Annotated in this window: 12 protein-coding genes; 2 read left to right on the top strand and 10 right to left on the bottom strand. The window is 71.4% G+C overall.

Annotation, left to right across the window (positions count from 1 at the left end; all coding sequences use genetic code 11):
• Positions 1-2,300: 2,300 nt before the first annotated feature.
• Positions 2,301-3,152, top strand: coding sequence for a hypothetical protein (locus tag O1G22_RS25875; RefSeq protein ID WP_270083491.1), 852 nt, complete (start codon positions 2,301-2,303; stop codon positions 3,150-3,152).
• A 15-nt stretch (positions 3,153-3,167) separates the two neighbouring features.
• On the opposite strand, the gene O1G22_RS25870 is transcribed toward O1G22_RS25875, so the two are convergent.
• The 8 genes from O1G22_RS25870 to O1G22_RS25835 all read right to left on the bottom strand — a co-directional run bounded on the left by O1G22_RS25870 (position 3,168) and on the right by O1G22_RS25835 (position 13,244).
• A complete protein-coding gene (locus O1G22_RS25870; RefSeq protein WP_270083490.1) occupies positions 3,168-4,328 on the bottom strand; it encodes an SUKH-4 family immunity protein in 1,161 nt (386 codons plus the stop codon).
• Positions 4,329-4,398: 70 nt separating this feature from the next.
• A complete protein-coding gene (locus O1G22_RS25865) occupies positions 4,399-4,998 on the bottom strand; it encodes an AAA family ATPase (RefSeq protein WP_428986504.1) in 600 nt (199 codons plus the stop codon).
• Positions 4,999-5,044: 46 nt separating this feature from the next.
• Positions 5,045-7,354, bottom strand: coding sequence for a xanthine dehydrogenase family protein molybdopterin-binding subunit (locus O1G22_RS25860; protein WP_270083488.1), 2,310 nt, complete (start codon positions 7,352-7,354; stop codon positions 5,045-5,047).
• A complete protein-coding gene (locus O1G22_RS25855; protein ID WP_270083487.1) occupies positions 7,351-9,354 on the bottom strand; it encodes a 2Fe-2S iron-sulfur cluster-binding protein in 2,004 nt (667 codons plus the stop codon). Before O1G22_RS25855 ends, O1G22_RS25860 begins: the two co-directional genes overlap by 4 nt.
• Entirely contained in the window at positions 9,351-10,244 is an 894-nt protein-coding gene (locus tag O1G22_RS25850; protein WP_270083486.1) for an FAD binding domain-containing protein, read from the bottom strand. The genes O1G22_RS25855 and O1G22_RS25850 overlap by 4 nt, the downstream gene beginning before the upstream one ends.
• Before the next feature lie 313 nt (positions 10,245-10,557).
• The gene (locus tag O1G22_RS25845; RefSeq protein WP_270083485.1) at positions 10,558-12,174 is read right to left on the bottom strand and encodes a beta-N-acetylhexosaminidase; all 1,617 of its coding nucleotides are present in this window, start codon (positions 12,172-12,174) and stop codon (positions 10,558-10,560) included.
• A gap of 186 nt (positions 12,175-12,360) precedes the next feature.
• Positions 12,361-12,642 carry a DUF3039 domain-containing protein gene (locus tag O1G22_RS25840; protein ID WP_031159440.1) on the bottom strand — a complete coding sequence of 94 codons (282 nt, stop codon included), beginning with the start codon at positions 12,640-12,642 and terminating at the stop codon, positions 12,361-12,363.
• Positions 12,643-12,671: 29 nt separating this feature from the next.
• Positions 12,672-13,244, bottom strand: coding sequence for a YqgE/AlgH family protein (locus O1G22_RS25835; protein WP_186581645.1), 573 nt, complete (start codon positions 13,242-13,244; stop codon positions 12,672-12,674).
• Between the two features lie 282 nt (positions 13,245-13,526).
• On the opposite strand from O1G22_RS25835, the gene murA reads away from it, so the two are divergent.
• Complete coding sequence (gene murA / locus O1G22_RS25830; RefSeq protein WP_270083484.1) at positions 13,527-14,867, top strand: UDP-N-acetylglucosamine 1-carboxyvinyltransferase; 1,341 nt, start codon at positions 13,527-13,529, stop codon at positions 14,865-14,867.
• Positions 14,868-15,156: 289 nt separating this feature from the next.
• Here murA and O1G22_RS25825 read toward each other — a convergent pair whose 3' ends face one another.
• Positions 15,157-15,438: an HU family DNA-binding protein gene (locus tag O1G22_RS25825; protein WP_225096192.1), complete on the bottom strand. Its 282-nt coding sequence runs from the start codon at positions 15,436-15,438 to the stop codon at positions 15,157-15,159.
• Between the two features lie 289 nt (positions 15,439-15,727).
• The gene (locus O1G22_RS25820) at positions 15,728-17,143 is read right to left on the bottom strand and encodes an NAD-dependent malic enzyme (protein ID WP_270083483.1); all 1,416 of its coding nucleotides are present in this window, start codon (positions 17,141-17,143) and stop codon (positions 15,728-15,730) included.
• Positions 17,144-17,219: the final 76 nt, after the last annotated feature.

Genomic DNA, 17,219 nt, shown 5'->3' with positions numbered 1-17,219 from the left:
GGCTCAGGGCGCGGCTCAGGCACAGACCCAGGGCGCGGCTCCGGCTCAGGCACGGGGCCAGTCGACGCCGATTCTTCTTCCGCTACCGCTGCGGCGCGATCACGTACGCGCCGCGCTTCATTTTGGAACTCCAAGGCGCCGGCCGGTGTCTCTACACGGCTCAACCGTCCGATGACCTCACCGACTCGATCACGCCATGTCCATAGCAACGCCAGTGTGACCGTAGGCCAGATGAGCGCCTGTATGTACTTGAGAACCAGCTCAGCGACTTCCACGTACGCAGTGTGACGCCCCCTCATGGCCGCTCGCCACATGATCAGGTAATCCAGATCAGGTAACACCCGCGGGACGTTCTTGTCCTGGTCTTTGTCCAGTGCACCGACGGTCGCCGCCGTTCACCGCCGTACGCGGACCCCCTCTGACCTGCCCCGTGAACCCCCACGGACGCCCCCTACGGTCACGCGGACAGTTGGAAAGCGTGCTGGGAGCGGCCCCTCGCGAGGCCAGAGGGCCGGGTCAGGAAGGCAGCCCGGCCCTCTGGCGTTCCTTAGCCGGCCAGGCCGACGCGATCCCCTGGTGGCTAAGCAGGCGCACGTACACGTCGCCGATCGCCTCAGTAAACAGCACCATGCGGCGAGCCTGAGACTCCGGCGAGTAGAGCAGGAAGGCATAGGTGGCGAGCTGGGGACTGGCGCTTGCAGCGTGTGCCTGCGGCGGTGGTCCCACGCCGGGGCTAGCTTTGCAAGTGGCCTGGCGGACCCTATCAGTTAAGAGTGGCGAACCTTGGCGATCGACGGCTCTTGGCCTCGCTGCAGCGAGCGTGCAGGTAGGTTGCCAAGGTCCGACGCCGTCTCTCCTCGAACGCCTGCCTATACCGGCAGGTCCCAACCCCGTTGGGAACGCAGAGAGATGGGAGGTCGGGCGACATGGAGCGATCGACTCGGCGGAGGAGGCACCGTAGACAACGCCAACGACTGGACTGGGTGGAGTTAGCGGCTCTCTTCCTCACGGCGATCACTGCCATTGCGGGATGCGTTGAACATTTCTTGTGACGCATGAGGGGTGTACCGGACGGCTGGTCAGGGTGAGTGAACCCGACCGATGCCTACTCGGCCGGGCCCACCCTGCCCCGCGCACCGGCCTGGCTTTGGGCGGCATCCCAAAGTCAGGCCGTTCGTGTGCACAGGGACGTGTCAAGTGTTAACTAAATAGCACCCAGCCTCCTGACTTGCACTGGAGGAGATGACCCGCACGCTACCGCAAGCCCCCGTGGACATGAGCACGCCAACCAGCCATGAGGAGTCTTTGTCGACTTTCCTGGTGGCGAATAAGCCCTTGCGGAAGGCTGGCGTGGGGGTGGCGAAACTCGAACAACCAGCCACCGAGCTTCCGAGGGGGTGGCGAAACCTGGCGTATCTGCCTATCAGGCAGCACATCACAGAAGAGGTCCCCAACTCCCGAGCGTGGGATGCCTGCCGGTCATCGAGTGAAGGCACTCGATGAACTGAGACTCGACCGGGCGGCACCCCGGCCCTACCGGAGCCGGCGGTGTCCGTCTCAGTTTCCGTCTCATTCAACGAGGTACGAGGTCGTCCGGGGCCGTTCAGCTGCCACCGCCTCGCACACCGCTTGCACAGGAATGAACGCTGCCGAACGCGCACGGCTCACGCTCTGGCCACCTCGGACAAACCTGCAAAGCGAGTTACGTGGGTTCGATTCCCGCCACGGCCTCCAAGCTGTAGTGCGCTGACCAGCTCCTTCGATGCTCCGATCGGGCGGAGCTGGTCTCTCCTGCTCGTCGGGTTCTCCGTCGGTCGACAAAGGGGCCTTAGTGTCCGTGCTGACCGCGCCGGTACGACACGGAGAACCCGCATGAGGCACCGCCCCGGGTGGATCGCTCGCATCGCCCTCTGCACGGCCGCCTGCCTCGGCATGGTCGCCGGCTGCGGGTCGAAAGGGGGGCATGGCGGGGGCGGGACGTCGTCCCCCGCGCCGTCACCGACCTGCGCGACGACGTCGTCCCTCTCGCCATCGTGCACGACACCGTCGTCCCCCGCTGTCTCCCCACCCGGCGCGTCATCTTCCGGCACATCGTCCTCGGTGCAGCCCAGCGGCTCGTCCGGCTCCGACGGTGAGCCGACCATTACGCCCCCTCCCGTGCCGTCGAACACCGGGCCGTCGAAGCAGGACGGCGGCCCCAGCATTGTCCCTTCGGCTCCGCCCACCACCTGCCTCGGTCCTGGTTGCCCGTCGCCTCCCGGGATCGGCGAGACCCCGCAGACACCCGCTCCGGACGGTACGTGAACGAACCGCAGCCAAGCCCCGCGAAGGAGGCCCAGCCAGCAGGCCCGGCAGGCGCGCCGTCATGGACCAAGCTGATCAACATCATGATCGCCCAGGCCTCGTTCATCGCCGCGTTGATGTTCTACCTGGGCGTGACCTACACGGACGCGTACTACGGCTACTACCACCTCTCCCCCTTCGACCTGGGCTTCGGCTTCGCCGAATTCGCCCTGCAGAGCCTGAACCTGCTCACCTTCCCCGTGCTCGTGGCTGTCGTCGTCCTGCTCATCGCCGTCGCCCTGAACGCACGCGGGTCGCGTCGGGTTCTGCCCGATGTGGTGGCCCGCTGTCACTTGGTCGTGGTGGCGGCCGGCCTGTTGCTGCTCATCCTGTGGTGGCAATGGCAACTGCTGCCGCAGTACCGCTGGGCGGGCCCCCTTCTCATCGGCGTCGGCTTACTGCTCGGTGTAGTGCCACGCGATGACGTGGCCCCTTCGAGGGGACTGTGGGACACCGCCGTATCGATCTTCGCCGCGGGAGTGTTCCTGTTCTGGGCGGTCACCCTGGTCGCTGGCCAGCTCGGCGATCAGCACGCCAGGAACGACGGCCGGCATACGAACCGGCGCACCGCCCTGGTGGTCTACAGCGCCAGGCGGCTCGCCCTCTTCAACCCCGCACTGGGTGTCGGCAGCGAGGACCTCGGTAATGCCGTTCATCTGCGCTACCGCTACACGGGCCTGCGGCTCATCACGGCGCGCGGCGGTCGCTATTACGCCCTGCCGATCAAGTGGCAGGCGCGGACGGACCCCGTCTACATCCTGCGGGAGAGCGACAACGTGCGCTTCGAGTTCATGCCCGGCGTGAAGTAGGCACCCGGACCACGCTCAGAGCACTCCGCCCGCCTCGTCCTGAAAAGCCTCCGTCCAGTAGTGCCAGTCGGTGTCGGGCAGGGTGCCCGTGGGGTCGACGGTCGACAGGGTGCGGATCATGGCGGCGGCCAGGTCCTCGTAGGACGAGGTCGTCAGCTCGTGGTGCAGGTGGCCGGTGATGGTCCGCTCGTGGTGGAGGAGCCAGAGGGTGAAGGCGAGGGTGGAGACGTCGGTGTTCAGGGGGTGGAGCGTCGCGTCCGGTTCGCCGAAGGTCAGCACCGCGCCCGTTCTGCCGTCGATCAGCAGGCTCGTGTCCTCCAGCAGGTAGCCCAGGCGGATCAAGTGGTCGGCGTGGGCCGGGAGTTCGTCCAGCGGGAGGGCGTCCGGGCGCTCCTCCGTGAAGAATTCTCTCAGCGTCGGCAACGGGACGTCCGTGTCGGTGTGGAACAGGACCGCCTGCTCCGGCAGCCCCGTCTCGCGTAGGAAGCGCCGCGTCGGCTCGTGCGTGAGGGTCGGCGGGAAGTCGACCTCCTCGAAGCGGGTCACCCGGCCGTGCCCGAACTCCTGGTCCAGGACGCGCGCGGGGACGTCCAGGGTGAGGCCGCAGGCCGTGCCGGGGCCTGCGGCGAGGGCGAGCGGGCGGATCAGGGCCGCCACCTTCCAGTACGGCGGGACCTCGCCGTTCGCGCCCTCCTCGAAGAGGGAGAGCAGCCGGCGGGTCGCTTCGGCGGCCGTCTGGGGGCCGTACCGGCCCGCGAGGGAGGCGAAACGGCCGCGCAGGCCCGTCAGTTCCTCGGTGACCGCCGCGAAGCGCAGCAGCGTGGTGAGGGACGGCGCGAAGGGGCGGGGGTCGGAGGGGTCGAAGAGATAGGCCGTGGTGATCTCGCCCGTGACGCCGTCGAGCAGGATCGACTCGCGCTCCATGCCGGCCGGGGTCAGCAGTTCGCCTATCACCAGGCGGGTCCTCAGCTCCTCCGCCAGCCGGAACGGGGCTTCCGCAGCGTCGGCGAGCGTGCGCAGGCCGTGGGTGCGCAGCGGGGAGAAGGTCAGCAGGTCGGTCTCGGCGGGCAGTCCGGAGCCGCTGAGCAGGCCGCGCGTCGGCGCGTGTGTGACGTAGCGGTCCAGCTCCGCCTCGGTCAGCGTGATCGCCGCTGCCCCGGTGTCGGTCGTGCTCATCGCTCCCCCGCGGTCTTCCCCGTGCCCCATGTGCCTCCGGTGGGTGCGCCTGCCCCCACTGCTTCGCAGACTACGCCGCCCCACTGACAACGGCCCTCGCCAGGAAGGACGTCAGGCGACCCGGGCACGTTGCGCGTCGGCGAGGATCGCCGCTCTCCTCCGGCGTCCACCGGGTCGTGTCCAGCCACAGGCCGATGCGCGGGGTGCGCCGGCGCAGTTCCCCGTCCAGCTCCGCGACCGTCCATCCCGGTCCGTTCCCCGTCGTCCCGTACCCGGTCTTCGCCCGTTCCGCCTCCCGGGCCGCGACCGTCTCCGCGTCCGGTGCCAGGACGACGACGTACAGCGGGCGGGTGCGGATCAGGCCGGTGTACGTGCGCAGGTCCTCGCCCAGCAGCACGTCCTGCACCACCGCCGTGAAGCCCGCATCCGCGTACGTGTCCGCCGCGGCCGCCGACAGGCGGTACCGCAGCCGCAGTTGAGCGGCGGCCTCCGCGCCGGCCTCAGGGGCGTACTCCGCGCCGGCCTCGGGGGCGTACTCCGCGCGGGCCGCGGGGGCGTACTCCACCCGGCCCGTCACGATCATCCGGCGGAACACATCGCCCCGGACGTGTGCCGCGCGCGGCAGCCGCTCCGCCAGGAGCTGGGCCACCGTCGACTTGCCGGCGGCCATCACCCCGGTGATGACCACCACTCCGTCGATCACGGCAGACAGCGGCTCAGCGGTCCGTCACCACCGCCGCCTGCGGGCGGATCGGGAGACGGTTGACCGGGCGGCCCGTCGCCGCGCGCACGGCCGAGGCGATCGCCGCCGGGGCCGTCACCACCGGGACCGCGCTGACGGACTTGGCGCCGAAGGGGGCCACCACGTCCCGTTCCTCCACCAGCTTCACGATCTGGAGGTCCGGCGCGTCCAGGGCGGTCGGGAGGGCGTAACCGGTCAGGTCGGGGTGGCGGACCAGGCCGCGCGGGGTGCGGAGGTTCTCGGTCAGGGCGATGCCGATGCCCTGGGTCACGCCCGCCTCGATCCGGGCCTCCAGCTGGGCCGGGTTCAGGATCCGGCCGACGTCCTGGGCGAGCGCCAGCTCCACCACCCGCACCGAGCCCAGCTCGATGTCGACGTCCACCACCGCGCGGATCGCGCAGAAGGCCAGCCCGACGAACGCGTCGCCCTGGCCGGAGGCGCTCAGCGGCTCGGTGGGATGCGGGCGGCACTGCGCCGTGGCCCACAGCTCCTTGCCCTCCATCGCCTCCGTGACGGTGGTCGACAGGACGCCGTCGTACGACGTGATCTTGCCGTCGGTGATCTGCAGCAGCTCCGTGGACATGCCGAACTTGTGGGCGAGGGGCTGGAGAAGCTGGGTGCGGACCATCTTGGCCGCCCGCTCGACCGCGCCGCCCGACACCCAGGTGTGCCGGCCCCGGCAGCCCGCGCCGGCCGGTGGCTGGTCGGTGTCGACCGGGGCCACGTGGACTTCCTCGATGCCGAGGGTCTCCTGGACGATCTGGCGGGCGAGGGTCGTGAAGCCCTGGCCCGTCTCCACGGCCGCGCACAGCACCGTCGCCACGCCGTCGTGGACCTTCACCGTGGCCGTGGACACCTCGTCGGCGCCCTCCGCGCCGAGCATGTGGACCATGCCGAGGCCGTAGCCGACGCCCCGGCGCACCGCTCCCGGCTCGCCCGCGCCCTCGGGGCCGCCGGGCAGCAGCCAGTCCTCCTCGGGCGTGTCCTTGGGCAGCGCCGGGAGCGGGAAGTCCCGTACGGCCTGGAGGAGTTCGGCCACCGGGGCCGGGCAGGTCACCGTCTGGCCGATCGGCAGGACGTCACCGGTCGCGAGCGCGTTGCGCAGGCGCAGCTCGGCCGGGTCCAGGCCGAGCTTCTTCGCCAGCTTGTCCATCTGCGCCTCGTAGGCCGCGCACACCTGCATCGCGCCCTCGCCGCGCACATGGCCGGAAGGCGGGTTGTTGGTGCGCACCGCCCAGCCCTCGATGAAGGCGTTCGGGACGACGTACGGGCCGCACGCGAAGGAGACGGCCGCGGCGAGCGCGTCGGCGGAGGTGTCGGCGTACGCGCCCCCGTCCAGCAGGATCTGCGCCTCCACCTTCACCAGCTTGCCCTCGGCGTCGGCGTGGTGGCGGTAGCGCAGCAGGGTGGGGTGGCGGTGGGTGTGGCCGAGGAAGGACTCCTCGCGCGTGGCCGTGAGTTTCACCGGACAGCCGGTCTTGAGCGCGAGCAGGCCGAGCGGGAGCTGGAAGCCCTGGTCCTCGCGGTCGGCGGTGGCGCCGGGCACCCCGGTGACGACGATCTTCACCCGATCGGGGGACAGCCCGTAGCAGGCCGCGGCGGTGTTGCGGTCGGTGTGCGGGTCGGTGGAGCCCAGGTACAGCTCCACTCCGCCGTCGGGGCGGGGCACGGCGAGGCCGGCCTCGGCGCCGATGGGGGCGGGGTCCTGGCGGCCGATGCGGTACTGGCCCTCGACGACGACCTCGCCGACCGCCGACGGGTCGCCGTGGTGCAGCGGGATGTGCCGGATCAAGTTGCCGTCGGGGTGCAGGGGTTCGGCCTCGAAGGCGCGCTCCGGGTCGGTGACCGGATCGAGTACTTCGTACTCGACGATGACGGCGGCGGCGGCCATCCGCGCGGTGTCCGGGTGGTCGGCGGCGACGGCGGCGATGGGCTCGCCGTGGTGGCGTACGACCTCGGAGGCGAACACCGGGCGGTCCGGGGTGCCCCGGCCGTGGCGCGGGGTGCCGGGGACGTCCTCGTGCGTGATGACGGCCCGTACGCCGGGCATCTCACGCGCGTGCGTGGTGTCGATGTTCACGATGCGCGCGTGCGCGTGCGGGGAGCGCAGGACGGCCGCCCACAGCAGGCCCTCGGCCCACAGGTCGGCGGCGTACGGGAAGGTGCCCTCGGTCTTGGCACGGGCGTCGGCGTGCGGCAGGGACACGCCGAGGCCGTGCGGCAGCGCCTCGGCCTCGGGGGTGACCTCCGCGGCGGTGGTCGCCGTGGCGGCTTCGTTGCTCACACCTGGCCTCCGTCCTGGCCGTAGTGCTGGTCGTGCGTGCCGTGCGGGTCGTACGGGTCGTGCGGTCCCGGCGTGCCGTACGGGTCCGACGAGCTGTAAGGCTCCGGCGTGTCGAACACGCCGGGTGCGTCGAACGCCGACGGGTTGACGCCGCCGGAGCCGGGGCCCGCCTGATGCGGGATACGTGCCTCGTCCGCGTTCGTCTCAGCGCCGGCGGTGTGCGAGTCCGCGCGCTCGGCGACGACCTCCTGGACGGCCCGCAGGACGCCCCGGTAGCCCGAGCAGCGGCACAGGTTGCCGCACAGCGCCTGCCGGGTCTCCAGCTCGGTCGGCGCGGGGTTGCCCTCCAGCAGGTCGTGCACGGTCATCGCCATGCCCGGCACGCAGAAGCCGCACTGCACGGCGCCGCACCGGGCGAGCGCGCGCTGCACGTCGGAGGGCTGCCCGTCGACGGCGAGGCCCTCGACGGTGCGCACCTCGCTGCCGGCCGCGGTGACCGCCGGGACCAGGCAGGAGGCGACCAGCCGGCCGTCCACCTGGACGTTGCAGGCCCCGCACTCGCCCTGCGAGCAGCCGTCCTTGGCGCCCGCGAGACCGAGCCGTTCGCGCAGCACGTACAGCAGCGACTCGCCGATCCAGGCGTCGGTGACAGGCCGGTCGGCGCCGTTGACGCGCAGCACGTAGGAGGCGAGGGGGTGGTCGTCGTGCGGCGGGAGGGGTACGGCGCCTTCCTCGGCGTCCTCGCCGTCGGCGGCCTGCGCGGGGGCGGGGTCCGGGCCGGTGTCCGATGCCGGGTCCGCCATGGGCGGCTGGGGCGCCGGGGAGTGTCCGGGGTCCCCAGGGGCGCTGTCGGCGGATGCCTCGGCGGCTTCGCCGGTGGGTTCCTCGGCGGATGCCTCGGCGGATTCCCCGGTGGCTTCAGCCGTGGGTTCCGGTGTGTCGTGCGGCGCGCCCGCGTCGGTTCCGGCGGGGTGTGCTGTGGCCGCCGGGTCCGGGTGTACGGCGGTGTCCGCCGGGTCGGCGGGGGCCGCCGCGCCGGCCGTGTCCGCCGCTGTGGCGGCCTGCGGTGCGGCGACCTGGGGTGCGGGGCCCTCGTGACTCGCCGGGGCGTCAGCGGGGTCCTCAGGGGCCTGGGTGGGGGCGTTCGGGTCGGCGGAGGCGTGCGCGTCCGCAAGCTCACCCCGACGGTCGGCCTCCGCGTGACCGGCTCCGTCGTGCTCGAACTCCGCGTGCTCGAACTCCGTGTGGCCGAACTCCCCGTGCCCCGCCGCCTCGTGAACCGTCTCCGCGTGACCCGGCTCCGGGTACCCCCCGGGCGCGTGCCCGTACCGCTCCTCGCGCGCGTGCCCGTACCGCTCCTCGACCGTGTAGGCGTCCGGCGCCGGTGCGTCGCCCGCGGGGTGCGCGCCGGTGTGGTCCGGGAGCGGAGCGGAGTCCATGTCGGCCGGGGTCCGGCCCCAGGCGGTGCCCGCGCCGTCCGTCGCCCAGGGAGCGGGCGCGCCGCCGGGCAGGGTGGCCGGCGGGGTGCCGCCCCACTGCTCGACGAGGGACGATGTGGTGAACTCGCCCGATTCGTCCGGCAGATCACCGCCGGCGACGGGAATGGACCACTGTCCGGTGACGTCGTGTCCGGGGGCGGCCGGGGCGGCGGGCTCCTCGAAGGTCCACTGCTGCGTCGCGCCGGGCTGGTAGGTGAACCGGTCGTCCGCGCTCTGCGGCTGCGGCACGGCGTTCGGGTCGGGCCACTCGGTGCCGCCCGCGGGCGCGCCCCAGGTGCCGGCCGCGGCGGGCTCGTCGGTGCCGGGGTGGGCCGTTATCCGCGGCGGTACGTAGCCGTGCCCCGGCGCGGCCAGCGGGCTGTCGCCGGACAGCAGGGCGTCGATACCGCCCTCGGGGAGCTGGACGAAGGCGGTGGCGCCGTCGTCGTAGTCGCCCTGGGGCAGCGGGTCCCAGCGGCCGCCGCTTCGGGGCGTGCCCTCTCCGTGCTGGTCGTCGGTCACGACAGCGCCCTCCCCAGTGCTCGTCGGGCCAGCGCGGCGACGGTGCGCCGCAGGTGCAGTACGGCGGGCGGAAGCGCGGGCACCGAGCCGTCGGGCTCCGGTGCCGGGTCCGGGATGCAGGCCGCGGCGACGTACTCGCCGAAGGCGGTCAGGGCCTCGGGCACGATCGCGCGGTCGTTGTCCCAGTCGATGAGCTGCGCGACCCACTGCTCGGCCTCCAGCGGGCGCAGCGGCATCGGCGCTATGGCACCGACGGCGCACCGCACTCCGCGCCGGGCGGGGTCGAGGACGAGGGCCACGGAGGCCAGCGCGCGGCCCGGACCGGTGCGGCCGGTGGCCTTGAGGAAGACCTGCGGGGCGTGCAGCAGCGGCACGCGCACGTAGCCGATGAGTTCACCGCCGCGCAGCATCTCCATGCCGGCCAGCAGGTGCGACACCGGGATCTCCCGGCGGGCGCCGGCCGGCCCCGCGATGATCAGCGTCGCCTCCAGGGCGGCCAGCACCGGCAGCGCGTCGCCCGTCGGAGCGGCCGAGGCGATGTTGCCGCCCAGGGTGCCCGCGTTGCGGATGTGCGGCGGGCCCGCGGCGCGCGCGGCGGCGGCGAGCGCCGGGATGAGGGCCGCGAAGTCGGGGCGGCCCATACGCGCGTGCGTGAGGCCCGCGCCGAGCAGCGCGTGGCCGTCCTGGTACTGCCAGCCGCGGATCTCGCTGATCCGCCCGAGGCCCACCAGGGCGGCGGGCCTGAGCTGGCCGGAGTTGACGGCGGCCATCAGGTCGGTGCCGCCCGCGACGGGCACGGCGGTGGGCTGGGCGCCGAGGGCCGCCACCGCCTCGTCCAGCGTCGTGGGCAGCGTGACGGCCTGCGCCGCCTGTGGTGCGTGCGTGGTCAAACCGGCTGCCCCTTCCCGCTGCCCCACCTGGTCCCACCTGTGTGGCCGTACGGTACGTGCTCACAGGGCGGACGTGGCAACTCTGGCACATCTTCGCAAGGGCCGAACGCGGGGGTCCGCTAGCAGGCAGTAAGAGGCAGTAGGAAGTATTCGCCCACCCCATCATGGAGATGGACCGTTTTCGCACGGCATCACCGGTGCGCGGTGATTGACACTCTTCGGTGACTCTTGGCGCGTTTATCACCACGTGTTCGGGGCGATCACGCGTCCGGGGCGGTCACTTGTGCGACGGCGGTCATCTGTGCGGGGGCCGTCACCTGTGCGGGGGCGGCCCCTCGATCGGGCGACCGAGGACACCGGGGCGCTTCTGCCACGGCCTGGGCCCGGCGGGTGGCCGGTAAGCGACTCCGAGGGCGTCAAGTCGCCCGTAGTGGGCGGCCATACGGGCCTCGAAGCCGGCGAAGTCCCGTTCCCCGGGCGCGGGCAGCGGGCTCCAGGCCACCTCGGCGAAGGCCGCGAGCCGGGGGAAGGTCTGGTAGTCCACGCGCGCGCTGTCCTCCAGCACCTCGGTCCACACGTTGGCCTGGGTGCCCAGCACATGCCGGGCCTCGGCCTCGGTGAGCCCGTCCGGTACGGGTTCGAACCGGTAGACGTCCTCCAGGGTGCGCACGAAGCCGATCGGCACCGGCTCGTCCTCGCCCGGGGCCTGACGGTGGTCCAGGTACACGTACTGCTCCGGGCACATGACGACGTCGTGCCCGGCCCGCGCTGCGGCGATCCCGCCGCCGTAACCGCGCCACGAGGACACCGCGGCACCCTTGGCGAGCCCGCCCTCCAGGATCTCGTCCCAGCCGATCAGGCGCCGCCCGCGCGCGGAGAGCCACGCGTCGAAGTGCCCGATGAACCACGACTGCAAGCCGTCCTCGCCGTCGAGCCCGAGGTCCGCGATCCGGGTCTTGGCGGCCACCGACTCGGTCCACTGCTCCTTGCGGCACTCGTCGCCGCCGACATGGACGAACCGCGACGGGAACAGCTCCAGGACCTCCTCGAACACCCCCTCGTAGAAGCGCAGGACGGTGTCGGTGGGGGCGAGTACGTTGGCGGAGATTCCCCAGTTGTCCCAGACGGTGAGGGCGGTGGTGTCGATGACGTCGGTGTTGCCGAGTTCCGGGTACGCGGCGATGGCGGCCTGCGAGTGGCCGGGTACGTCGATCTCCGGGACGACGGTGATATGCCGCTCGGCGGCGTAGGCGACGATCTCCCGGATGTCGTCCTGGGTGTAGTAACCCCCGTGCGGCCTCTCGTCCCACAGCGGCGATGCCCGGTGGCCGAATTTCGACCGCGTCCGCCAGGAGGCGGTCTCGGTCAGTTTCGGGTACCGCCTGATCTCGATCCGCCAGCCCTGGTCATCGGTCAGATGGAAGTGGAAGACGTTGAGTTTGTGCGCGGCCATCAGGTCGAGGTAGCGCAGCACGCCTTCCTTGGGCATGAAGTGCCGGGCGACGTCGAGAAGCAGACCGCGCCAGCGGAATCGGGGGGCGTCCTCGACGGCGAGGGCCGGAAGCTCCCACGGCCCGTCCGGCCGCAGCGGTGCCCGGCGGAAGGCGTCGGCGCCGAGCAGTTGACGGAGGGTCTGGGCGCCCCAGAAGACACCGGCCGGGCCGCCGCCCTCGATGCGGAGGGGCTGCTCGTCGGTGACCAGGCGGTAGCCCTCCGGGGGCAGGCCGGGATCGATGCCCAGCACGATCCGGTTCGGGCGGTCGGCGGCCTCGGGGAACGGCAGGCCGGTCGCGGCGCCCACGGTGGCCCGCAGCCAGCGCGCGGTGCCCTCCGTGCCGGGCCGCGTCTCCAGTGCCGTACCGCCGTCCACGCGCGCGATGCCGGACGAGTTCCGCAGGACGCTCGCCGGCGCGGGAATCACATCAGCCATGTCAGTCCTTCACGCGCCTTCGTTGCAACATACGCAATGACCGTTTTGCTCCGGACAACACCACGGAGGCTATGGACTACACGAGCATGCCCACAAGAGGTCTGCACCACTTCCCGACACGCGAAAGCCCTCGGGATGCGCCGGAGCGCGCCCCGAGGGCTTCAGGAACGTCGGACGGCAGGGGGACTACTTCTTGTCGCCGCCCTTGTCGTCGCCGCCGCTGCCCATGGACTCGTAGATCTCCTTGCACATGGGGCACACGGGGTACTTCTTCGGGTCGCGGCCGGGCACCCACACCTTGCCGCACAGCGCCACGACGGGGGTCCCGTCGAGGGCGCTCGCCATGATCTTGTCCTTCTGGACGTAGTGGGCGAAGCGCTCGTGGTCGCCGTCGCCGTGGGACACCTGTGGCGTCGGCTCTACGAGGGTCCCCGTACCAGTCCCGCGCTCGGGCTCAAGAGTGCTCATACCGCCCAGGGTACTGAAGCGCACAGGCATCAGTTGAGCGAAGGGTCGTCCGGGTATGTGGCCACCATCGCCAGCTCGTTGCGCTGACGGCGCAGCACCTCGCGCCACAGCCGTTCCGGAGCCGGCGAGGAGACGTCGCCGGGCTCGGACTCGACCACGTACCAGGCCCCCTCGACCAGCTCGTCCTCCAGCTGTCCGGGGCCCCAGCCGGCGTACCCGGCGAAGATGCGCAGGGAGCCGAGGGCCGAGGCGAGCAGCTCCGGCGGGGCCTCCAGGTCGACCAGGCCGATCGCGCCGTGCACCCGGCGCCAGCCGAGCGGGGCGCGGTCGCCGTTCGCGCCGCCCGGTATGACCGCGACGCCGAGTGCCGAGTCCAGCGAGACGGGGCCGCCCTGGAAGACCACCCCGGGCTCACCGGCGAGGTCGGCCCAGCCTTCCAGGATGTCCCCCACGTCCACCGGGGTGGGGCGGTTGAGGACGACACCGAGGGAGCCCTCCTCGTCGTGGTCGAGAAGGAGCACCACCGCACGGTCGAAGTTCGGGTCCGCCAGAGCGGGTGTGGCCACGAGCAGCCGCCCTGTGAGCGAGGACACCTCGGTCATGCCAGACATGATCCCGCATATTCGCCGGGTGTGGGGAGCCAATGCGGGGGCAAACAGGGGTGCGCAGCTCAGCGCCCAGGTAGGCGAGGCCCGGCACACGCCCGCCTCCGGTGACCCCATGTGCCCGATAGCGCACGGTTCGTGTTGTCACACAGTTATGACGATCCTTGGCAGTCCTTGGGCTTACGAACGGGGGGTGATCGGCGACTACGCTGTCTCTCCCGGCCCGCGCGCAAACAGTGATCGGCCGCCCCCTGCCCAACTCATCGGAACGCGAGATTCATGACCGTCAACGACGATGTCCTGCTTGTCCACGGCGGAACCCCGCTTGAGGGCGAGATCCGTGTCCGCGGTGCGAAGAACCTCGTACCGAAGGCCATGGTCGCAGCCCTGCTCGGCAGCGGCCCGAGCCGACTGCGCAATGTTCCGGACATCCGTGACGTGCGCGTCGTGCGCGGCCTGCTTCAGCTGCACGGGGTGACGGTCCGTCCCGGCGACGAGCCCGGCGAGCTGATCATGGACCCGACGTACGTCGAGAGCGCCAACGTGGCTGACATCGATGCCCACGCCGGTTCCAGCCGTATCCCGATCCTCTTCTGCGGCCCCCTGCTGCACCGTCTCGGCCACGCGTTCATCCCGGGCCTCGGCGGCTGCGACATCGGCGGCCGGCCGATCGACTTCCACTTCGACGTGCTGCGGCAGTTCGGCGCGACGATCGAGAAGCGGGCCGACGGGCAGTACCTGGAGGCGCCGAAGGGCCTGCGCGGCACGAAGATCCGCCTGCCCTACCCCTCCGTGGGCGCGACCGAGCAGGTGCTGCTGACGGCCGTACTGGCCGAGGGCGTCACCGAGTTGTCCAACGCGGCCGTCGAGCCGGAGATCGAGGACCTCATCTGCGTGCTGCAGAAGATGGGCGCGATCATCGCGATGGACACCGACCGCACGATCCGCATCACCGGTGTGGAGAGCCTCGGCGGCTACACCCACCGCGCCCTCTCCGACCGCCTGGAGGCCGCGTCCTGGGCCTCGGCGGCGCTCGCGACCAACGGCAACATCTACGTCCGCGGCGCCCAGCAGCGCTCGATGATGACGTTCCTGAACACCTACCGGAAGGTGGGCGGCGCCTTCGAGATCGACGACGAGGGCATCCGCTTCTGGCACCCGGGCGGCCAGCTGAAGTCCATCGCGCTGGAGACGGACGTGCACCCCGGTTTCCAGACCGACTGGCAGCAGCCGCTGGTGGTGGCCCTGACGCAGGCCACGGGGCTGTCCATCATCCACGAGACGGTCTACGAGTCCCGGCTGGGCTTCACCTCGGCCCTGAACCAGATGGGCGCCCACATCCAGCTGTACCGCGAGTGCCTGGGCGGCTCCGACTGCCGCTTCGGCCAGCGCAACTTCCTGCACTCCGCGGTGGTGTCGGGCCCGACCAAGCTCCAGGGCGCCGACCTGGTCATCCCCGACCTGCGCGGCGGCTTCTCGTACCTCATCGCCGCCCTGGCGGCCGAGGGCACGTCCCGCGTCCACGGCATCGACCTCATCAACCGCGGCTACGAGAACTTCATGGAGAAGCTCGTGGAACTGGGAGCCAAGGTGGAGCTTCCCGGCAAGGCGCTCGGCTGACCGTCGGCATCTTCGCACCACTCCGGCCCGGGGCAGCACCGCCCCGGCCGGGGGTCCGGGGGTTGCCCCCCGGACAGGCACAGCGTCGCTACGACAATGGGGCGGCCCCTTGGCGAAAGGGGCCGCCCCATTGTCGTTGTCCACGCCCGCTGTGGACGCGCCCCGAAGGGGCGCGGGACTGTGTCGATCTGCGGCTCCGCCGCGTGGGAGCGACCAGCCACAGACAACACTGCCCACGGCGCTCACATCGAACGGCGCTCCCAGTGGACCGGCGCCCGAAGCGGAGCGCTTACTTGCCCTTGGCCGCTTCCTTGAGCTTGCTGCCCGCGGTGACCTTCACGCTGTAGCCGGCGGGGATGTTGATGGGCTCGCCGGTCTGCGGGTTGCGCGCGGTGCGAGCGGCACGGTGGGTGCGCTCGAAGGTCAGGAAGCCGGGGATGGTGACCTTCTCGTCGCCCTTGGAGACGATCTCGCCGACGGTCTCGGCGAACGCGGCCAGCACGGCGTCGGCGTCCTTGCGGGTCACCTCGGCGCGGTCGGCCAGCGCGGCCACCAGCTCACTGCGGTTCATGTTGTTACTCCCGTGTTTTTCTTGCCGTTGGGGTGTGCCACGCGGCGGAGCCGCCCAGGCACTGCGATGCCGATGCGCTCGCGCCCAGGGACGCATCCTGCCCCTACCTGCGGCGGGAAAGCCAATCCGGCACCCGTAGGAGTCGTGAGAACACCCTGGGGAGTCACACGAAAAGCGCCCGCTCGGCGTCACCCTAGAGGGCGCCCGGCATCGGCTGGTTCCACGACGCGCCGGTGCAGGGGCCGTCGTGGTGATCCTCACAGCCCCTGCACAGTACGTCACGAGGTGGCTAGGCCGTCGCGCCCGCCGCCTTCGCGGCCTCGCGCACCGCGCCCGCCACGGCGCCCGCGACCTTGTCGTTGAAGACGCTCGGGATGATGTAGTTCGGGTTCAGCTCGTCCTCGGTCACCACGTCGGCGAGGGCCTGCGCGGCGGCGAGCATCATCTCGGTGTTGACGGTGCGGGACTGGGCGTCCAGCAGGCCGCGGAAGACACCCGGGAAGACCAGCACGTTGTTGATCTGGTTCGGGAAGTCGGAGCGGCCGGTGGCCACGACGGCCGCCGTCTGGCGGGCGATCGCCGGGTCCACCTCGGGGTCGGGGTTCGCGAGCGCGAACACGATGGCGCCGTCGGCCATGGCGGCCACGTCGTCGCCGTCGAGGACGTTCGGGGCCGAGACGCCGATGAAGACGTCGGCGCCGCGCACAGCCTCCTTCAGGGTGCCGGTCAGGCCCTCGGGGTTGGTGTTGTCGGCGATCCAGCGCAGCGCCGAGTCGGCCGGGGCGTCCACCAGGTCGGCGCGGCCGGCGTGCACGACACCGTGGATGTCGGCGACGACGGCGTTCTTCACGCCGGCGGCGAGCAGCAGCTTGAGGATGGCCGTACCGGCCGCGCCGGCGCCGGACATGACGACCCGGATGTTCTCGATGGCCTTGGCCGTGACGCGCAGGGCGTTGGTGAGGGCGGCGAGGACGACGATGGCGGTGCCGTGCTGGTCGTCGTGGAAGACCGGGATGTCGAGGGCCTCGCGCAGGCGGGCCTCGATCTCGAAGCAGCGCGGCGCGGAGATGTCCTCCAGGTTGATGCCGGCGAAGCCCGGGGCGATCGCCTTGACGATCTCCACGATCGCATCGGTGTCCTGGGTGTCCAGGCAGATCGGCCAGGCGTCGATGCCGGCGAAGCGCTTGAAGAGGGCCGCCTTGCCCTCCATGACGGGCAGGGCCGCCTTGGGGCCGATGTTGCCGAGGCCCAGCACGGCGGAGCCGTCCGTCACGACCGCAACGGAGTTGCGCTTGATGGTGAGGCGGCGGGCGTCCTCGGGGTTCTGGGCGATCGCCATGCAGACGCGGGCCACACCCGGCGTGTAGACCATGGACAGGTCGTCACGGTTGCGGATGGGGTGCTTGGACTGCATCTCGATCTTGCCGCCGAGGTGCATCAGGAACGTACGGTCGGAGACCTTGCCGAGAGTGACGCCCTCGATACCGCGCAGCTTCTCGACGATCTCCTCGGCGTGGGCCGTGGAGGTCGCCGCGATGGTGACGTCGATACGGAGCTTCTCGTGCCCGGACGCGGTGACGTCGAGGCCCGTCACCGAGCCTCCGGAGGACTCCACGGCGGTGGTGAGCTGCGAGACGGCCGTTCCGCTCGCGGGCACCTCCAGCCGGATGGTCATCGAGTAGGAGACGCTGGGCGCCGTTGCCATGGCCGACTTCCTCTGCTTTCACCGTGTCGCGAGTTGTGCTGTCCGATCGTCGCACCTACCGCGGAGTACGCGGTAG

The sequence above is a fragment of the Streptomyces camelliae genome, assembly GCF_027625935.1.
GTDB lineage: Bacteria > Actinomycetota > Actinomycetes > Streptomycetales > Streptomycetaceae > Streptomyces > Streptomyces camelliae.
This window is presented reverse-complemented; position numbering and strand designations above follow the sequence as displayed.

Bases quoted from the DNA above. Each gene is read 5' to 3' on its own strand.
- O1G22_RS25870 (WP_270083490.1), bottom strand. From the start codon at position 4,328: ATGAGCACGACCGACACCGGGGCAGCGGCGATCACGCTGACCGAGGCG.
- O1G22_RS25865 (WP_428986504.1), bottom strand. From the start codon at position 4,998: ATGGCCGCCGGCAAGTCGACGGTGGCCCAGCTCCTGGCGGAGCGGCTG.
- O1G22_RS25845 (WP_270083485.1), bottom strand. From the start codon at position 12,174: ATGGCTGATGTGATTCCCGCGCCGGCGAGCGTCCTGCGGAACTCGTCC.
- O1G22_RS25840 (WP_031159440.1), bottom strand. From the start codon at position 12,642: ATGAGCACTCTTGAGCCCGAGCGCGGGACTGGTACGGGGACCCTCGTA.
- O1G22_RS25835 (WP_186581645.1), bottom strand. From the start codon at position 13,244: ATGACCGAGGTGTCCTCGCTCACAGGGCGGCTGCTCGTGGCCACACCC.
- murA (WP_270083484.1), top strand. From the start codon at position 13,527: ATGACCGTCAACGACGATGTCCTGCTTGTCCACGGCGGAACCCCGCTT.
- O1G22_RS25825 (WP_225096192.1), bottom strand. From the start codon at position 15,438: ATGAACCGCAGTGAGCTGGTGGCCGCGCTGGCCGACCGCGCCGAGGTG.
- O1G22_RS25820 (WP_270083483.1), bottom strand. From the start codon at position 17,143: ATGGCAACGGCGCCCAGCGTCTCCTACTCGATGACCATCCGGCTGGAG.